Genomic DNA, 16,661 nt, shown 5'->3' on the forward strand with positions numbered 1-16,661 from the left:
TTGTCCAGGTCGTCCCGGACGGCGAGGCTGCTGAGCACCGCGGGGCCGGCCCCGGCGACCACGGCGGAACGCACCGCACTCGTCGAGGACAGTTCGAGCAACGGCGTCGCGAGGGGAGCGTAGGCGGACAGGGCGGCCTCGAGCGCGGTTCGGGTGCCGGATGTGGGCTCACGGTGGACCAGGCGGGTGGCCGCGAGCTCGGCGGCGGACAGCGGCCGACGTCGTCGGGCCCATGGATGGGTGCCCGCGACGACGACCAGCAGCCGGTCCCTGGCCACGATCCGCCCCGTCAGTCCGGCGGGCAGTCCGGGCCCTTCGACAAAGCCCAGGTCGGCCTCACCCCGCAGCACCTGACGCACCACCTCGGTGGTGTTCACGGCGTCGAGACTGACCGCGGTCTCCGGGTGCCCGGCCGCCAGACGAACGAGCCAGTGGGGCAACAGGTGCTCGGCGACGGTGAGGCTGGCAGCGACACGGAGTCGACCGTCGCGGTCGCTGCGCAACGACGTGATCCCGGCATCCAGCACGGCTGCGGCCGAGAGCACATCGCGCCCCCAGTCAGCCACGAGGGAGCCTGCGGCAGTCAGCACCGACCCCCTCGGGGTGCGCTCCACCAGGGCCAACCCGACGACCTGTTCCATCCTTCGGATCCGGGCACTGACGGCCGGCTGGCTGATGCCTCGCGCGGCCCCGGCGCGGCCCAGGCTCCCGGTCGCTGCCACGGCCATGAGTAACTCGAGGGAATCAAGGTCCGGGACCCGCTGCGACAGCACCGGCGCAAGATACCACCCATAACGCCGCCTGATGGGTGCATCACGTCGTGCCCTCTACTCCACACGCGCTGCGCCGACCACAGTTGAAGAACTACGTCCCCCGCTACCGGAGTGATCATGCTGATGACCCTTGACCGTCCGCACCGAGCGACCACGTCCGACCGCCGCCCCTTCCCCGCCCTCGCCCGGCCCGCGGACGCCGTCAAACATTGTGGACCGAACTGGTTTGCCGCGGTGATGGGGACCGGGATCGTCGCGACCGCCGCCGTCACCCTGCCGGTGCAGGTTGTGGGACAGCGCGGCTTCGCCCTCGCCGTGTGGGTCGTCGCGGCCGCGCTGCTCGTGGTCCTCCTGGGGGCGAGCGCCGCACACTGGCTCAGGCACCCGCAGCGCGCGCGGGCCCATGTCTCGCACCCGGTGATGAGCCACTTCTACGGGGCGCCGCCGATGGCGATGTTGACCGTCGGCGCGGGCGCCCTGCTGGTCGGCAAGGACCTCATCGGGCTACCCGCGGCGCTCAACCTGGACTGGGTGCTCTGGAGCGCCGGGACGATCACCGGCCTGATGAGCGCCGCGATCGTGCCTTACTACGCCTTCACCCGACACGAGAACACGCCCGAAAGCGCCTTCGGCGGCTGGCTCATGCCGATCGTGCCCCCGATGGTCTCGGCCAGCACCGGAGCCCTGCTCGTGCCGTATGCCGCCGCCGGACAGCCTCGCGAGACCTTGCTCCTGGGCTGCTACGTCCTCTTCGGGCTGTCGCTCTTCGCGAGCATCGTGGTCATCACCTTGATCTGGGGCCGGCTGGCGCGACACCAGATCGGGGCAGCGGCCGCGGTCCCGACGTTGTGGATCGTCCTGGGCCCGCTGGGGCAGTCCGTCACCGCGGCCGGGTTGATGGGCAACGCCGCCAAGGACGTTCTCCCCGCCCCCTACGCCGACGGCGCCGCCGTCCTCGCCCTGTTCTACGGACTCTCGACGTGGGGCTTCGCGATCCTCTGGTTGGCCATCGCCGCGACGATCACTGTCAGAACCGTCAGGGACCACCTTCCATTCAGCCTGACCTGGTGGAGCTTCACCTTCCCCGTCGGCACCCTGGTCACCGGCACCAGTGGCCTCGCGGTCCGCACCGGCCTCGACGTCTTCGCCGGAGCAGCGGTCGCGCTATACCTGTTCCTGCTCGTCGCCTGGGCCACGGTCTTCATCCGGACAGCGCGGTTCGCTGCCCACGGCCGCCTCCTGCTTCCTCCGAGACTGGGCTGATCCAGTCCGCACGGCCCCCTCAGGTGGCCGGTCTGCCCTCGTTGGCGCGCAGGGCGGCCCAATCGAACGCCGTCGCGATGCGGCGTCCTGACTCCTCACGGCGGCGGGCGTTGCGTTGTGAGGGATGGGGGACTCCGAGGACGGGTACGACGACCGTTGGTGTCTCGAGGGTCAAGGCGCGCATCAGCCCACTCAGAGCAGGCGCCCCGAACGTGATCACGGCCCTCAGCTCAGGGAGGTGCCTGAGGATCGCAACAAGGGCCGGTCGGGCTGCCTCGAGATCGCCCACTCTGGGCGCCGCCCACCGACCGTCACGGTCGGTGGGGGTCCAGGGCATGACGTTCCACTTGAGGCACTCGCGCTGGTCCAGTCCCGCCCGTGCGCGGGCGGCGCGCACGGCACGGTTGGTGGGATCGGCGTTCTCCTCTGAGCAGAAGCCATCATCGCCATCCCGGAGGGTGTGCGGACCGGGCGCCTCCATCAGCAGCAGCACCCGCGCCCGGACGCCGCCACCGTCGGGGTCGAACCACGGCACGGTCCGGCGACCGTCGGGGCCCTGCCGCCAGCTCCGCACCAGCTCGCTCAGCACCGCCACGTGGTCCTGGTCCAACCGTGCCAGCTTGGAGATCCGCACGTCGTCTCGCACGCGACCATCATGCGGCACCGCAACCCGGAGCCACGGGCCCGCCCGCAGGTCGTCGTGTAGGACCCCGCTCCCAGGCCTCCGTCCGGGCGGTTCCGGGACGAAGGTCTCTTCTGGACCCGGCTCGTTCCTCGGACGATGACGGGAAGAGAGTCCGATCCAGAGGAGAAGCCTCATGACCACCGTCGTCAGTGCAGAGCCCGACGTCCAGCCCCTCGTGGTGCCGTTCGGGGAGGGTGACCGCTCCATGGCGGACCTGCTCGGCGGCAAGGGGGCCAACCTCGCGGAGATGACGCGGTTGGGACTGCCCGTGCCACACGGGTTCGTCATCACAACCGAGGCGTGCCGCGACTACCTGCGCCTCGGTCACCCGCCCGTCCGGCTCGAGCCCCAGCTCGTCGAGCAGATCGCTGTCCTGGAGCACGTCGCCGGACGGCGGCTCGGCGACCCCACGGATCCCCTCCTGGTCTCGGTGCGCTCCGGGGCCCGCAGCTCGATGCCGGGCATGATGGAAACCGTCCTCAACGTCGGGATGACCGACGCGGTCGTCGAGGCGCTGGCCACCCGCCGGGGACCTCGATTCGCGTGGGACTGCTACCGCCGACTGGTGCAGATGTATGGCCGGACGGTCCTGGGCGTTGACGAGGGACGCTTCGAGGAGCGACTGGCCCGCGCGCGTGAGAGGAGTGGCGTCGCCGACGACACCGGGTTGGACGCGCACACCCTGCGCGGCCTGACCCTCGACTTCCGGCGGATCCTGGTTGAGGAGTCCGGGGAGGACCTGCCCCAGGACCCGCAGGAGCAGGTGCGGCGCGCCGTCGTCGCCGTCTTCGACTCGTGGAACGGGCAGCGGGCCCGACGCTACCGAGCCCACGAGGGCATCCCCGATGATCTGGGGACGGCGGTCAGCGTCGTGGAGATGGTCTACGGCAATGCCGGTGCCCGCTCGGGGAGCGGCGTGTGCTTCACGCGGGATCCCGCGGGGGGAGCGCCCGGCATCTATGGCGACTACCTCGCGAATGCCCAGGGCGAGGATGTCGTCAACGGCAGCCGGGCCACGCTCGCGCTCTCCGGTCTCGCGGATCTCGAGCCCGAGTGCTACGAGGGGCTGCTCCGGCACGTCCACACCCTGGAGAACCACTACGGCGACATGTGCGACGTGGAGTTCACCATCGAGGAAGGACACCTGTGGATCCTCCAGACCCGAGTGGGCAAGCGCAGCGCCGCAGCAGCGTTCCGGATCGCCTGCGACCTCGTCGACGAGGGACACATCGACATGGACGAGGCGCTGCGTCGCGTCACCGGCCCCCAGCTGCAGTCCCTGCTCCACCCGCGGTTCAGGGCGGCCACAGACGACGACGTCATCGCCACGGGCCTGCCGGCCAGCCCCGGAGCGGCCGTGGGAGAGGCCGTCTTCGACTCCGGGACCGCCGAGGCCTGGGGCGCCGCGGGCCGCGCCGTCGTCCTGGTGCGCCCCGAGACCAGCGCCGATGACGTCGGCGGGATGCTCGCGTCGGTGGCAGTCGTCACCGCGCGCGGAGGGCTGACGTCACACGCGGCCGTCGTCGCCCGGGGCGTCGGACGGACCTGTGTCACGGGCGTCGAGGGTCTCGAGGTCGACGTGGAGAACGGACAGGCACGGTGGCCCGGCGGGTTCGTCCTGGTCCGGGGCGACATCATCTCCGTCGACGGGTCCAGTGGGCAGATCCATCGAGGACGTCTCGAGGTCCAGCCCAGCCAGGTCGCCGAGGCCGTCGGACACGCCGGCGATCCGGGCCACGTCGAGCACTCCGCCGATCCCTTGGTGAGGGCTGTCCTGCGCGTCCTCGCACACGCTGACCTGCGCCGCACTCTGGGGGTCCGCGCCAACGCCGAGACCGGGCCCGACGCGGTGTCCGCGCGCGGCCACGGCGCTGCGGGCATCGGCCTCTGCCGCACCGAGCACATGCTGCTCGGTGCGCGCCGGGTGCTGGTGGAACGTCTGCTGACCAGTCATGACCGTGGACCCACCCTCGAGGCCATCCAGAAGATCACCTGTGACGAGCTGACCGGCGTCATGGAGGCGATGGACGGGCTCCCCGTGGTCGTGCGCCTGCTCGACCCGCCGCTGCACGAGTTCCTGCCCGACCTCGTCGAGCTGTCCGTCCGGGTCGCCGTGGACGAGGTGGCCGGTCACGTCGACCCTGAGCTCGTCGAGCAGCTGGCAGCGGTGCGCCGCTGGCACGAGACCAACCCCATGCTGGGGCTGCGCGGAGTGCGGCTGCTCTCGGTGCTGCCCGAGATCATCGATGCCCAGGTCCGGGGGCTGTGCGAGGCGATCCTCGCCCTCCGGGCCCGCGGACTGAGCCCGGTGGCCGAGGTGCTGGTGCCGCTCGTGGCGGACGTCGCCGAGCTCGAAGCCGCCAGGGCCAGGATCGCGGCGGCCGTCGCCTTCGTCGCAGCAGCCCACGAGGTAGACCTCGACCTGCCCGTCGGTGTCATGATCGAGCTGCCCCGTGCCGCCCTGACGGCGGGCGCCCTGGCGCGAGCCGCGACCTTCTTCTCCTTCGGCACGAACGACCTCACGCAGACGACCTGGGGCATCTCCCGCGACGACGCCGAGGGCAGCTTCCTCAGCGAGTACCGCAGCTGCGGGTTGGTCAGGGACGACCCGTTCGAAACGCTGGACCAGGTCGGTGTCGGTCGGCTCGTGCAGTGCGCCATCGCGGAGGGCCGGGCAGCACGACCCGCTCTCGGACTCGGTGCCTGCGGCGAGCACGCGGGCGACCCCGCATCGGTGCGCTACTTCGCGGACTGCGGCCTCGACTACGTCTCGTGCTCACCGCCGCGGGTGCCGGTGGCCCGGCTCGAAGCCGGCCGCGCCGCCGTCCTCCCGGCGGGCTCGGCGCAGAGCGCTGGGGCACGGTCCGCGCCCGTCGGTGTGCCGACGCAGTGATGAGGTGCAGCGGTCCGACGGAGCGGGGCGGCGTCAGCCCGAGTGTGAACGTCAGGAGTGTGAACGTCAGGAGCGCACCGGATCGAGGTTGACGACGGTCGGCGGCTGCGGCTGACGAGTCGTCGCGCGGACGATGAGGATGTCGCACGGCATACGGTCGAGCACGCCTCGTGCCACCGAACCGACGATGAGGCCGGCGAGGCTGCCCTCACCCCGAGTCCCCACCACGAGCAGGTCGCCCTGCTCCACGCGGTTCACCAAGGCGGTCACCGGCTCGTCCTTGGTGACCACGACAGAGGGTGTGCTCGTTGCCACGTGGCTGCCCGCTCCGGCGACGGCCGGTGTCTCCTGGCCGTCCGTGCGGTCCTGAAGCCACTGCCAGACCCGGTCGAGGAGGGGATCCCGGTCGCCGACGTGGCCACCTTGGGCCCGCACGATCGTCAGGGGGCACGCCCGCGCCTGCGCCTCGGCGGCCGCGAGGTCGAGGATGACGTCGGCGTCGTGCTGGGAGCTGATGCCCACGACGACGGAGGAGACCTTGTCGGGGCGCTCGGGACCGCTGCCCGGGTCGTCCTGGCAGATGAGCAGCGGGCACCAGAACCGTCGTGCGAGCTCGTCGCTCATCGAGCCCAGGACGAAGACGCCTCGCCCCCCCGCACCCCGGCGACCGAGGACGAGCAGCTCGGCGAGGGCGCCGAGCTCGGCGACCGCACGGTCCTTGACGGTCTCCGCAACGACCGCGCTGACGGGGACGTCCGGGTAGGCCTCCGTCACCCGCCGACACGCGTCAACGACGACGTATCGGGCGCTCTGCGCGGCCTCGTTGCTGACGCGCGCCCAGTCGCCGCGGCTGAAGACCTGCCCCGCCCTGCTCGGGACGGCGACACCGAGCACGACCAGTCGTGCCCCGCGTCGCCGGGCCTCGGTCGCGGCTCGCTCCAGGGCGAGCCGGCTCTGCCAGGAGCCGTCACACCCGACGACGACGGTCCGGTGGGGGGCGAGGTGTGGAGCGCCCGCGTCGGGGGCGGACTGCTGATCGGGTGTGCGAGCCATCAGGGCCTCCGGACTGGTGAAGGAGCGACCTCGGGGTTGCCCTCCCTCACAGCGTCGGCTCTGACGGTCTCCCCTCACAGGGTCGAACGTCCCGGATCCGCGCGCCGGGACCCGGACCCTCGCGCCGGCGGTGTCCGGTTCCCGCTCCCCCGCATCGTCATCGTGATGGTCGTCGTCGCCACGGTGATATTTTGTGATCGTTTGTGTGACGAAGCAGTCGTCATCAGTCGCGACAGGGTGTGTCATGAGCTTCAACCCGAACAGTCACCTCAGCACCGAGGTCTTCGGCCAACCAAGCGACTGGGCGGGTGTCACCGCGCGCGTCGCGGAGTTCGCGGACGCGTTCCCGGCCCGGGGAGCACGGGTCGCCGTCATCGGCTGCGGCACCTCCTTCTTCATGGCCCAGGCGTATGCCGTGCTGCGCGAGGAGGGCGGCCACGGCGAGACCGACGCCTTCGCCGCGAGCGAGCACCGGCTCGGACGGGACTACGACGCCGTCCTGGTCATCACGCGTTCAGGCACGACGACCGAGGTCATCGAGGTGCTGGAGTCGCTCCGGGGTCGGAGCGTCTCGACGACGGTGATCGTGGCGACCGCGGGATCGCCGGTCACGACGCTGGCCGACCATGTCATCCTGCTCAGCGAGGTCGACGAGGAGTCAGTGGTCCAGACCCGCTTCGCGACATCGACACTCGCGCTGCTGCGTGCCTCGCTCGGCGAGGACCTCGCGCCGGCCATCGCGGACGCCCGTGCCGTGCTCGCCGAGGACGAGGTCACCAGCCTGGCCGCGATCGCCAAGGCGGAGCAGGTGACCTTTCTCGGCCGTGGCTGGACTGTCGGGCTGGCGGCGGAGGCCGGCCTCAAACTGCGCGAGTCGGCCCAGTTCTGGACCGAGTCCTACCCGGCGATGGAGTATCGCCACGGCCCGGTCAGCATCGCGGCGACCGGCAGGGTCACCTGGGCCCTTGGCGCCGTCCCCCCGGGTCTGGCCGAGCAGGTCGCCGGCACGGGAGCCCACTTCGAGCACCGGGACATCGACCCGTTGGCGGAGCTGGTCCGGGTCCATCGTCTCTGTCTCGCCAAAGCTCGCCAGCTCGACCTGGATCCCGATCACCCGCGCCACCTCACCCGCTCGATCATCCTGACGCCGGCGCAGCGCTGACGTGTCGACGCCCGTGGACGTCGTCGCCGCGGTCGACATCGGTGGCACCCGGATCAAGGCCGCCCTCGTCGACCGGGAGTTGACCGCGCTCATCCACACCACCGAGCCCACGCCGCGCGACATCAGCCAGGACATTGCCGGTGCGGTGAGCGCCTCGATCGACCGGCTCGTCGCCCACGTCGAGGGCGACGGCGGCCAGGTCAGGCTCGTCGCGTGCGGTGTCGTCGTCCCCGGGCTCGTCGACGAGTCGACCGGCACCGGCCGGCTGTCGGTCAATCTCGGGTGGAGGGACCTCCCGATCCGCGACGCGGTCGAGTCCGTGACCCGCCTTCCGACCGAGGTCGGACACGATGTCCGCGCCGGCCTCGTCGCGGAGGCCAGGATCGGCGGCGCCCGCGGAGCGAGGAACGTCCTCTTCATCCCCGTGGGCACCGGCATCGCCGGCGCCCTGATGCTCGATGGCCGGGTGGTCCGTGCCGACGGATGGGCCGGCGAGCTCGGCCACCTCGTCGTCGACGCCGCCGGGCCGCCGTGCCCCTGCGGCGGCAACGGCTGCCTCGAGGGCATCTCCTCGGCCGCTGCCGTGGAGCGCGAGTATGCCGCCTTGTCCGGCCGGTTCGTCGACGCCGAGACGGTGGCCCGTCTGGCGGGCGCCGGGGAGCCCGCCGCCGTGGCTGTCTGGAGCCGAGCCGTGGGGGCGCTGGCGCAGGCCATCGTCGCGACCGTCACCATCACGGGCGTGGAGCTCGTCCTCGTGGGCGGTGGACTGGCGCAGAGCGGAGAGACGCTGCTCGGGCCGTTGCGCAGCGAGATCTCCGAGCGACTGACCCTCCAACGTCCCCCCGACGTCGCCCGGGCGGCCCTGGGTGACCGCGCGGGCTGCCTCGGTGCTGCCTGTCTGGCCTGGGACGCCCAGTGATCCTCACCGTCACGCTCAACGCCGCACTCGATGTCACCTACGAGATCGACGCGCTCGTGCCGCACTGCAGCCACCGGGTGCGGACCGTGCGTGAGCGAGCAGGCGGCAAGGGCGTCAACGTGGCCTCGGTCCTCGGCTGCCTGGGTGTCCCGGCGATGGCGACGGGCCTGCTCGGTGGGCGGACGGGCGCCCAGATCACCGGCGACCTCGACGCCCGGGGCCTGGCCCACGCATTCTCCACCTGCGCCGGAGCGTCGAGGCGGACCGTCACCGTCGTCTCGATCGCCGACGGTGACGCGACGATCTTCAACGAACCCGGGCCACCCGTCACGCCGGGTGAGTGGTCGGCCTTCGTCGAGGATCTCGCCGGACTCATACTCCGGGTGAGTGCCACGGTCGTCGTCCTGTCCGGCAGCCTCCCCCGGGGGGTCCCCGACGACGCGTACGCCCAGCTCATCGTCGTCGCGCAGGCGGCCGGGGCGCGGACCATCGTCGATGCCGAGGGCATCCCGCTCCGGTGCGCCGCGGCGGCCCACCCCGATGTCGTCAAGCCCAATCTCGCCGAGCTGACGGCCGCCACCGGCGAGACCGACCCGGTCGCCGGCGCCGCGGCCCTGCGAGGTCTCGGGGCCCTCGATGTCGTGGTCTCGCTCGGAGGTGGCGGCGTCCTGGCGCTGCCCCGGGACTGCCGCCCGCTCAGTGCCCGCTTGCGGGCGAGGCTGTCGGGCAACCCCACGGGCGCAGGTGACGCCATGGTGGCCGCCCTGGCTGCCGGCCTGGCCACCGGGCACGACTGGCCGACCATGCTCGCCGACGCGGTGGCCTGGTCTGCGGCTGCCGTGCTCCAACCCCTCGCCGGTGCGGTTGACCCCGCGGATGTGGCCCGCCTGGCGCCCGATGTCGAGATGGAGGAACGAGATGACGCTGGCCAGGCTCGATGAGGTGCTCGCCGACGCCGTCAGCGAAGGCCGCGGGGTCGGGGCGTTCAACGTCATCCAGCTCGAGCACGCCGAGGCGCTCGTCGCCGCGGCGGAGCGCACCGGCCTGCCCGTGGTGCTCCAGATCAGCGAGAACGCGGTGCGCTACCACGGCAGTCTGGCACCGATCGCGTTGGCCACCAAGGCAGTTGCTGCCTCAGTGTCTGTCCCGTGTGTCCTTCACCTCGACCACGCACAGAGCGAGGCTCTCGTCGAGGAGGCCATCGGGCTGGGCTTCACGTCGGTGATGTTCGACGCCTCCAGGCTCGACGACGACACGAACCGCCGGACGACACGTCGGGTCGTCGACCACTGCCACGGGTCAGGGGTGAGCGTCGAGGCGGAGCTCGGCGAGATCGGCGGCAAGGACGGCGTCCACGCTCCGGGCGTGCGCACCGACCCGGCCGACGCCGCGCGGTTCGTGACGGACACCGGAGTCGATGCCCTGGCGGTGGCGGTGGGGTCATCGCACGCCATGTCGAGCCGGACTGCCCGACTCGACCTCGCCCTCATCGCCGCGATCCACGAGCGGGTGCCCGTGCCCCTCGTTCTCCACGGGTCCTCGGGGGTGGCGGACGCCGACCTCGTCGCAGCCGTCCGCGCCGGCATGACGAAGGTCAACATCGCCACCCACCTCAACGCCGTCTTCACTGCTGCCCTCCGGGAGTTCCTCGACGCGCACCCGACGGTCGTCGACACACGGACCTACCTCGGCGCGAGCCGGACCGCCGTGGCCGACGAGGCGGCCCGGCTGCTCGAGCTGCTCGCGGGGCGGTGATCGGGGCGGCTTCGGGTGGTGGTCGGGGCGGGGCTCGGGTGGTGATCGGGGCGAGCCGGGGAACTACCACGTCTGCGTGATCTTGCGCAGCCCTCGTGGCGCGTCGGGATCGTGGTGGCGGGCAAGAGCCATGGTCAGGGCCAGCCGCTGCAGGGGGATGATCTGCAGGATGGGCGACAGCTGCTCCGGCAACCCTCCGGGCAACGCGACCAACGTCTCGTCACCGCACGCGAACCGGGCGTCGCCGACGATGCACAGGTCGGCGTGTCGTTCCCGGAGCCGCTCCAGAACGGGCTGCATCGCCTGCCCGCCGACGCCTTCGGGCACGATGCAGATCACGGGACGGTCCTGGTCGATCATGGCCAGCGGGCCGTGCAGCAGGTCGGCACCGGAGAACGCGTGAGCCGAAAGATACGACGTCTCCATCAGCTTCAGGGACGCCTCGCGTGCGGTCGGGTAGGCGTAACCGCGAGCAGTGGTCACGATCTTCTCCACGAAGCGGTATCGGTCGGCCACGACGAGGTCGTCCCGGCGCTGCAGCACCGTCGACGCCAGCTGCGGCAGCACCTCGGCCGCGTGTCCGTCGCCTCCACGCCAGGCGTCGACGAGCAGCCAGAGCATCAGCAGCTCGGCGGTGTAGCTCTTGGTCGCCGCGACCGACCGCTCCGCACCGGCCCTCACGTCCAGGTGCAGCTGGGCTGCGGCGGCGAGCGGTGACTCGGGGGCGTTGGTCACGGCGAGGGTCAGGGCGCCGGCGCGTCGCGCGGCCGCGGTGGACTCCACCAGGTCCGGCGAGCCACCCGACTGGCTGATCGCGACCCAGAGCACGTCGGTGAAGTTCGGCTTGGCACCGTAGGCCGTGAGTGAGGACGGCGATGCCAGACCTGCTGGCAGCCCCAGCTCGATCTCGACGAGGTACTTGCCGTAGAGGGCGGCGTGGTCGCTCGTGCCTCTGGCGGCCAGCACGACGAAACGGGGGTCCGCCGCACGTATCTGGTTCGCGATCGCGCGCACCTCGGGTGCACCGGGGCGAAGGAGCCGGGCGAACATCTCCGGCTGCTCGGCGATCTCGGCGGCCATCAGCGAGCCGGGCGAGGTCGATGCTGATGGAGGAGGTGGAGCGGGCATGAGAGCTTCTCTCAGTGGAGGGGGGAGGGCGCGTGGGCCAGCTCGTCAGCCAGCCGGACGGCGCCCAGGACCGGGTCGCTCTGGAGGACCCGGACCTGGTGCTGGCCTGCCTGCGCCAGCAGGGCGCTGACGCGGCCCGCGTAGTCCGGCACGTGACGCATGAGCCCTCCGGCGAGGACGATGGGCCCGGCGGTGCCCAGCCGGCTGGTCACCGTGAGCGCCAGGTCGGCGAGGACACGGGCGCCCCCGGCAACGATGTCCAGGCTCACGGGGTCGTCCTGGCCCGCCAGGTCGAGCACGGCTGCGGACAAGCCGGCCCAGTAGTGACGTTCGGGCTGGGCATAGAACAGGTCGAGCAGCTCCCAGGGGTGTTTCCGGGCGCACGCCTCCATCAGGGCCACGGTGAGCCGACCCGGATCCCGGCCCGTGTCGACCTCCCGCAGTGCGTGCCTCACCGCGGCGCGGACGATGCCGTACCCGCTGCCCTCGTCGCCCAGGAGGTAGCCCCAGCCGCCGGCGCGGGCCTCGTGGCCGTCCGGTCGCCGACCCCACGCCACTGCGCCGGTTCCGGAGATGACGACGGTCCCTGCGTCCAGGCCACACGCAGCCAGAATGAGTCGGCTGTCGTGGACGACGTGGATCCTGGCCCTGGGAAACCGTTGGGACAGGTGGCTCCTCAGCCGGAGCATGGTCTCGGGCGAGTCGACGCCGGCCGCCCCGGCGCAGACCACCGTGGCGTCCTCGGCGGTTGTCCGGCCGTAATGTCCGAGCCAGGCCACGACCTCGTCGAGGGCCGCTGCGACCTCCGCTGGGCCGACCGAGGCCACGTTGGCGCTACCAACCGTGCAGGTCGACAGCCTCCCGGCGACCGAGAGCGCCACCCGGGTCTTCGACCCCCCGACGTCCAGGCCGACGATCGTGGGTCCCTGGGTGCCAGCCCCCGGCATACCCGGTGGGAGGGGGAGGTCGATCACTTGATGGACCCGGCGGTGAGACCACCGACCAGGTGCTTCTCGATGAACGCGAACAGGATCACCACCGGGATGATCGCGATGACCGAGGCGCCGAAGAGCTGGTCCCAGTGTTGCTCGTATCCGGTGACATACGAGGTGATCCCGACCGTCAGCGGTTTCTTGTCCTCGTCGAGCATGAGGGTCAGCGCGACGACGTACTCGTTCCACGCGGCGATGAAGGTGAAGACGATCGCCGTCACGATCCCGGGCAGGGTCAGAGGCAGCATGATCCTGAGCAGGGTGGCGAGCCGGCCACAGCCGTCGAGGTGCGCGGCCTCCTCGACCTCCGTGGGGATGGAGGAGAAGAAGCCGTGCAGGATCCACACCGCGAAGGCGAGGTTGAACGCGGCGTTGGTCAGAATGATCGCCCCGTAGGTGTTGACCAGGTTGAGGTTGAAGAACTCGCGGTAGAGGCCCACGACCAGCGACGTCGGGGAGAACATCTGGGTGATGAGCACCAGCAGCAGGAACGCCGTGCGTCCGGGGAAGCGAAACCGCGCCGTGAAGTATGCCGCGGGAATCGCCACGAGGATCACGATGAGCGTCGAGGAGACGGCGACGATCATCGAGGTCTTGAGGTAGTTGAGGAAGCGCTCGTCCCCCAGCACCTGGGCGTAGGTCGAGAGCTGCCACGTGCGAGGAAGAAGAGTCGGCGGTGTCTGGACCACGTCGCTGCTGGGACGCAGCGAGTTCAGGAGCATCACGATGTAGGGCGCGAGGAAGGCCAGCGCCACCGCGAACCCCACGACCGGCAGGACGAAGCGACGGCTGCGCTGCCAGCTGGACGCACCGCCCGGGACCACGGTGGGGGACGTCGGCGCGAGGATGGCCATCAGCGCTCCTCCTCCTGCCACTTGACGGTGCGCAGGTAGACCAGCACGACAAGGAGGATGAGGACCACGTTGAAGACTCCCGCGGCGGCCGACATGCCCACGTCCTTCTCGGCACTCTTGAAGGCCAGCTTGTACATGAACGTGATCGTCGTGTCGTGCCCGAAGCCGGGGTTGCGGTCGTTGAGGGTGTAGATGATCGGGAACGAGTTGAACACGTAGATGATGTTGAGGACGCTGGCCACCAGCAGGGCAGGACGCAGCAACGGTAACGTGATCCGCCAGTAGACCTGCCACGGTTTGGCTCCGTCGACCCTGGCCGCCTCGTAGACGTCCTGGGGGATGGCATTGAGGCCGGCCACGAACACATAGGCGGTGAAGGGGACCGAGACGAACACGCCGACGAGCATCATCGACGGCATGACCCAGGAGTCGTTGCCGAGGAAGTCGATGGGTTGGCTGGTGAGGTGGAGGGTCGTCAGGACCAGGTTCAACGTGCCGTAGTAGTAGTCATAGATCATCGTGAACGTCTTCGCGGTGATGACCAGGGAGGCCGCCCACGGCACGATGATCGCCCAGCGCACCACCTTGCGGCCGAAGAAGTCCTTGGCCAGCAGCTGCGCCACCGCGAGGCTGACGAGGATGGTCAGCGCGACGACGACGACGACCCAGAGCACCGTGTTCACCAGCACGGTCGCGAGGTCCGGGTGGCTCAGCACCCGCGTGAAGTTCCTCAGACCCGCGTCACCGAGTCGGAGGCCGGTGATGGAGTAGGTGCTGAGCGCGGCCTTGACGAGCTCGACCGCAGGGTAGATGACGACGCCGGCGATCAGCAGCAGTGCCGGACCGAGCCAGAGCAGGGCGGCCCCGAGGTTGCGGCCACCTCGGCGGCGTCCCGCCCGGCGACGGGGCGGCGCCTCGGGCCGCTCCGTCGCCGTGAGGGTCCCGGCCACGATCAGCCGCCGTTCTCGGCGGTCTTCTGCAGTGCGTCAAGGACGGTCTTGGGGTCACCTGCGTCGCCGACGGCCGCGCCGAGATTCTGTTGGACGGCCAGCTTGACCTTGTCCCAGGTGGGATCGTCGGTGGGGGTGAGGTGCACGTTGGGCAGGGTGTCGAGGTAGACCTTGAGCTTGTCGTCGGCCTTGAACGCCTCGATGCCGCTCTTGGTGACGGGCAGGAAGCCCTCGGCCTTGATGAACTCGTTGACCTGGTCCTTCTGGTAGTAGAGCTCATAGAACGCCTTGATCGCGTCCTGGTTGCCGGGCTTCTTGAAGGCCATCAGATAGTCGGTCACGCCGAAGGTCTGCGGGGTGCCACCGGCCTCTTTGGTCGGCATCGGCGCGACGGCGTAGTTGACCTTCTTGTCCTCATCGAGCGCACCAGCAAGCGGCGAGAATCCAACCACCATGCCGGCCTTCCCGGACTTGAACAGGTCGAAGGCCTGCGCGCGGTTGGTCTTGCCCGGGTTGTTCTGAGTGACCTTGTCGGTGACCGCCAGCTTCTTCAGGAAGGTCAGCGTCTCCACGTTCTTGGCGGAGTTGATGGCCCACTTGCCGTCGGCCTTCCAGTCGCCACCGTTGTTGAACGTCCAGATGGAGAACTCGCCCTGGGACTCCTCCGGGCCGAGCGGCATCGCGTATCCGATGTTGCCGTCGCCCAGAGCCTGGACCTTCTTGGCCGCGTCCTCGAACTCGGCCCAGGTCTTCGGCGGTCCAGCGATGCCGGCCTTGGTGAAGAGGTCCTTGTTGTAGAAGAGCGCACGGGCCGACGAGAGGTCCGGCATGCCGTACATCTTGCCCTTGTAGGTCCCGCTCTTGACGAAGGCGTCGAGCACGTCCGACTTCACCTCCGCCGAAAGCACCTCATCGGCGGAGTACAGAAGGTTGTCCTTCGCGTAGCTCGCGTAGACGTTCAGGTTCAACAGGTCCGGGGCGTTGTTGTTCTGGATCATCGTCGAGCTCTGCTGGTCGATGCTGTCCCAGCTGACCACCTGCACGTCGAGGGCGATGCCGGTCTTGGCCTTGTACTTCTCCGCGAACTGCTTCCAGAAGGCCGCCGTGTTGTCCTTGGAGTACTCCGCGGCCACCAGCTTGATCGAGGTGACCTTCTTCGCGGTGTCGCCGCCCGACCCACCGGCCGTGCCGCTGCCACTGCCGCCGCCGCACGCGGACAGCGCCAACGCCGTCACGGCGAGCCCGGCGATGAGTCCGGTCATTTTTCGAGCCATCATTTCCTCCAAGAGCAGTTGCAGTTGACGCATTAATAAAGAACGCTACTTTTATATAGGACACACCGGCCAGGACGCAAGGACTCAGATGACACGCATCAGTAACGGCTCACCGGCTGGCACTCCGGTGCTTCGCCGTCTCAACACAGCCGTGGTGCTCGACGCCGTCCGTCAGGTGTCGCCCACGCCAGTTCGTATTGCGGAGCTTGGCGCATTGACCTCCTTGACACGACCGACGGTAGCTCAGGCGGTGGAAGATCTGTTGGAGACCGGCTGGCTGACCCAGCACGCGCCGCAGGAGGATCGGCCGCGGGGTCGACCGGCAACCCGTTACAGCATCAACGGTCTGGCGGCTCCAGTGATGGGGATCGACGTCGGTGCCCACTCCGTCACCGTGGCCGTCGCCGACCTGACCGGACATCGACTCGGTCTGGTGCGGCATACCGGAAAGGCTGAGGGCACAGGGAAGGCAACCGACGCCGCGCAGCTGCTCGTCTCGATCGATGCCGCCGTCGCTGAGGCACTTGCCTCCACCGGCTTGTCCGCCGACCGGATCGCAGCCGTGGCCGTCGGCAGCCCCGGGCTCATCGACGCAGAGCGGGGTTCCGCACGGATCGCGCCCAGCCTGCCCGGCTGGCCGGAGATCAGGATCGTCGAGCACCTGGCCCAGACGTTCGACTGCCCGGTCCTGCTCGAGAACGACGCCAACCTCGCGGCCCTCGCCATCTCGCAGGCGATGGAGACGGCAGCCCCGACGCTCTTGGCAGTCCAGTGGGGCGAGCGCCTGGGATCAGGCATTGTCCTGGCTGGTCGCCTGCACCGTGGCGCGCTGGCCGCCGCCGGAGAGATTGGGTTCATCACGCCGGGTGGAGGGCGTGAACCACTCGCGGCTGACCAGCGCGGTCCGCTCGAGCAGAGGATCGGCGCCGAGGCGATCGCCGCGCGTGCGCGCGAAGCGGC

15 protein-coding genes are annotated in these 16,661 nt (G+C 70.2%); 7 read left to right on the forward strand and 8 right to left on the reverse strand.

All coding sequences use genetic code 11. The features are described from left to right. The coding region (locus ACLL9L_RS00030) for a LysR family transcriptional regulator (RefSeq protein ID WP_411282602.1) at positions 1–728 on the reverse strand (728 nt) is incomplete at its 3' end. Between the two features lie 168 nt (positions 729–896). Here ACLL9L_RS00030 and ACLL9L_RS00035 point away from each other — a divergent pair. After that, the gene (locus ACLL9L_RS00035; protein ID WP_411282588.1) at positions 897–2,036 is read left to right on the forward strand and encodes a TDT family transporter; all 1,140 of its coding nucleotides are present in this window, start codon (positions 897–899) and stop codon (positions 2,034–2,036) included. A 19-nt stretch (positions 2,037–2,055) separates the two neighbouring features. Here the strand turns inward: ACLL9L_RS00035 and ACLL9L_RS00040 are convergent, their stop codons facing one another. Further along, on the reverse strand, positions 2,056–2,682 hold the full coding sequence (locus tag ACLL9L_RS00040) for a uracil-DNA glycosylase (protein ID WP_411282589.1): 627 nt from the start codon (positions 2,680–2,682) through the stop codon (positions 2,056–2,058). A gap of 172 nt (positions 2,683–2,854) precedes the next feature. Between ACLL9L_RS00040 and ppdK the strand changes: the two genes are divergently transcribed. Beyond that, a complete protein-coding gene (ppdK, locus tag ACLL9L_RS00045; protein ID WP_411282590.1) occupies positions 2,855–5,614 on the forward strand; it encodes a pyruvate, phosphate dikinase in 2,760 nt (919 codons plus the stop codon). A gap of 66 nt (positions 5,615–5,680) precedes the next feature. Here the strand turns inward: ppdK and ACLL9L_RS00050 are convergent, their stop codons facing one another. Beyond that, the gene (locus ACLL9L_RS00050; protein WP_411282591.1) at positions 5,681–6,667 is read right to left on the reverse strand and encodes a universal stress protein; all 987 of its coding nucleotides are present in this window, start codon (positions 6,665–6,667) and stop codon (positions 5,681–5,683) included. A 244-nt stretch (positions 6,668–6,911) separates the two neighbouring features. Between ACLL9L_RS00050 and ACLL9L_RS00055 the strand changes: the two genes are divergently transcribed. Genes ACLL9L_RS00055 through ACLL9L_RS00070 form a run of 4 tightly spaced genes read left to right on the forward strand, consistent with a single transcriptional unit; the run spans position 6,912 to position 10,503 of the window. Further along, on the forward strand, positions 6,912–7,829 hold the full coding sequence (locus tag ACLL9L_RS00055) for an SIS domain-containing protein (RefSeq protein ID WP_411282592.1): 918 nt from the start codon (positions 6,912–6,914) through the stop codon (positions 7,827–7,829). A gap of 1 nt (position 7,830) precedes the next feature. Then, complete coding sequence (locus tag ACLL9L_RS00060) at positions 7,831–8,748, forward strand: ROK family protein (RefSeq protein ID WP_411282593.1); 918 nt, start codon at positions 7,831–7,833, stop codon at positions 8,746–8,748. Then, positions 8,745–9,689, forward strand: a complete 945-nt coding sequence (locus ACLL9L_RS00065) for a 1-phosphofructokinase family hexose kinase (protein ID WP_411282594.1) — start codon at positions 8,745–8,747, stop codon at positions 9,687–9,689. The genes ACLL9L_RS00060 and ACLL9L_RS00065 overlap by 4 nt, the downstream gene beginning before the upstream one ends. Next, the gene (locus ACLL9L_RS00070; protein ID WP_411282595.1) at positions 9,667–10,503 is read left to right on the forward strand and encodes a class II fructose-bisphosphate aldolase; all 837 of its coding nucleotides are present in this window, start codon (positions 9,667–9,669) and stop codon (positions 10,501–10,503) included. The genes ACLL9L_RS00065 and ACLL9L_RS00070 overlap by 23 nt, the downstream gene beginning before the upstream one ends. Before the next feature lie 63 nt (positions 10,504–10,566). On the opposite strand, the gene ACLL9L_RS00075 is transcribed toward ACLL9L_RS00070, so the two are convergent. The 5 genes from ACLL9L_RS00075 to ACLL9L_RS00095 are packed head-to-tail and all read right to left on the reverse strand — an operon-like array spanning position 10,567 to position 15,689. After that, positions 10,567–11,631 (reverse strand): SIS domain-containing protein, encoded by a 1,065-nt coding sequence (locus ACLL9L_RS00075; RefSeq protein ID WP_411282596.1) that lies wholly within the window; start codon positions 11,629–11,631, stop codon positions 10,567–10,569. 11 nt (positions 11,632–11,642) lie between these two features. Further along, entirely contained in the window at positions 11,643–12,605 is a 963-nt protein-coding gene (locus ACLL9L_RS00080) for an N-acetylglucosamine kinase (protein ID WP_411282597.1), read from the reverse strand. Then, positions 12,602–13,477, reverse strand: coding sequence for a carbohydrate ABC transporter permease (locus ACLL9L_RS00085; RefSeq protein WP_411282598.1), 876 nt, complete (start codon positions 13,475–13,477; stop codon positions 12,602–12,604). The genes ACLL9L_RS00080 and ACLL9L_RS00085 overlap by 4 nt, the downstream gene beginning before the upstream one ends. Beyond that, positions 13,477–14,427, reverse strand: coding sequence for a carbohydrate ABC transporter permease (locus ACLL9L_RS00090; protein WP_411282599.1), 951 nt, complete (start codon positions 14,425–14,427; stop codon positions 13,477–13,479). The genes ACLL9L_RS00085 and ACLL9L_RS00090 overlap by 1 nt, the downstream gene beginning before the upstream one ends. A gap of 2 nt (positions 14,428–14,429) precedes the next feature. Continuing rightward, positions 14,430–15,689, reverse strand: a complete 1,260-nt coding sequence (locus ACLL9L_RS00095; protein WP_411282600.1) for an extracellular solute-binding protein — start codon at positions 15,687–15,689, stop codon at positions 14,430–14,432. A 166-nt stretch (positions 15,690–15,855) separates the two neighbouring features. Here ACLL9L_RS00095 and ACLL9L_RS00100 point away from each other — a divergent pair. Further along, the coding region (locus tag ACLL9L_RS00100) for an ROK family protein (RefSeq protein WP_411282601.1) at positions 15,856–16,661 on the forward strand (806 nt) is incomplete at its 3' end.

This window comes from Lapillicoccus sp. (genome assembly GCF_046595215.1).
GTDB lineage: Bacteria > Actinomycetota > Actinomycetes > Actinomycetales > Dermatophilaceae > Lapillicoccus.

Bases quoted from the DNA above. Each gene is read 5' to 3' on its own strand.
- ACLL9L_RS00055 (WP_411282592.1), top strand. From the start codon at position 6,912: ATGAGCTTCAACCCGAACAGTCACCTCAGCACCGAGGTCTTCGGCCAA.
- ACLL9L_RS00035 (WP_411282588.1), top strand. From the start codon at position 897: ATGACCCTTGACCGTCCGCACCGAGCGACCACGTCCGACCGCCGCCCC.
- ppdK (WP_411282590.1), top strand. From the start codon at position 2,855: ATGACCACCGTCGTCAGTGCAGAGCCCGACGTCCAGCCCCTCGTGGTG.
- ACLL9L_RS00075 (WP_411282596.1), bottom strand. From the start codon at position 11,631: ATGCCCGCTCCACCTCCTCCATCAGCATCGACCTCGCCCGGCTCGCTG.
- ACLL9L_RS00070 (WP_411282595.1), top strand. From the start codon at position 9,667: ATGACGCTGGCCAGGCTCGATGAGGTGCTCGCCGACGCCGTCAGCGAA.
- ACLL9L_RS00050 (WP_411282591.1), bottom strand. From the start codon at position 6,667: ATGGCTCGCACACCCGATCAGCAGTCCGCCCCCGACGCGGGCGCTCCA.
- ACLL9L_RS00085 (WP_411282598.1), bottom strand. From the start codon at position 13,477: ATGGCCATCCTCGCGCCGACGTCCCCCACCGTGGTCCCGGGCGGTGCG.
- ACLL9L_RS00095 (WP_411282600.1), bottom strand. From the start codon at position 15,689: ATGACCGGACTCATCGCCGGGCTCGCCGTGACGGCGTTGGCGCTGTCC.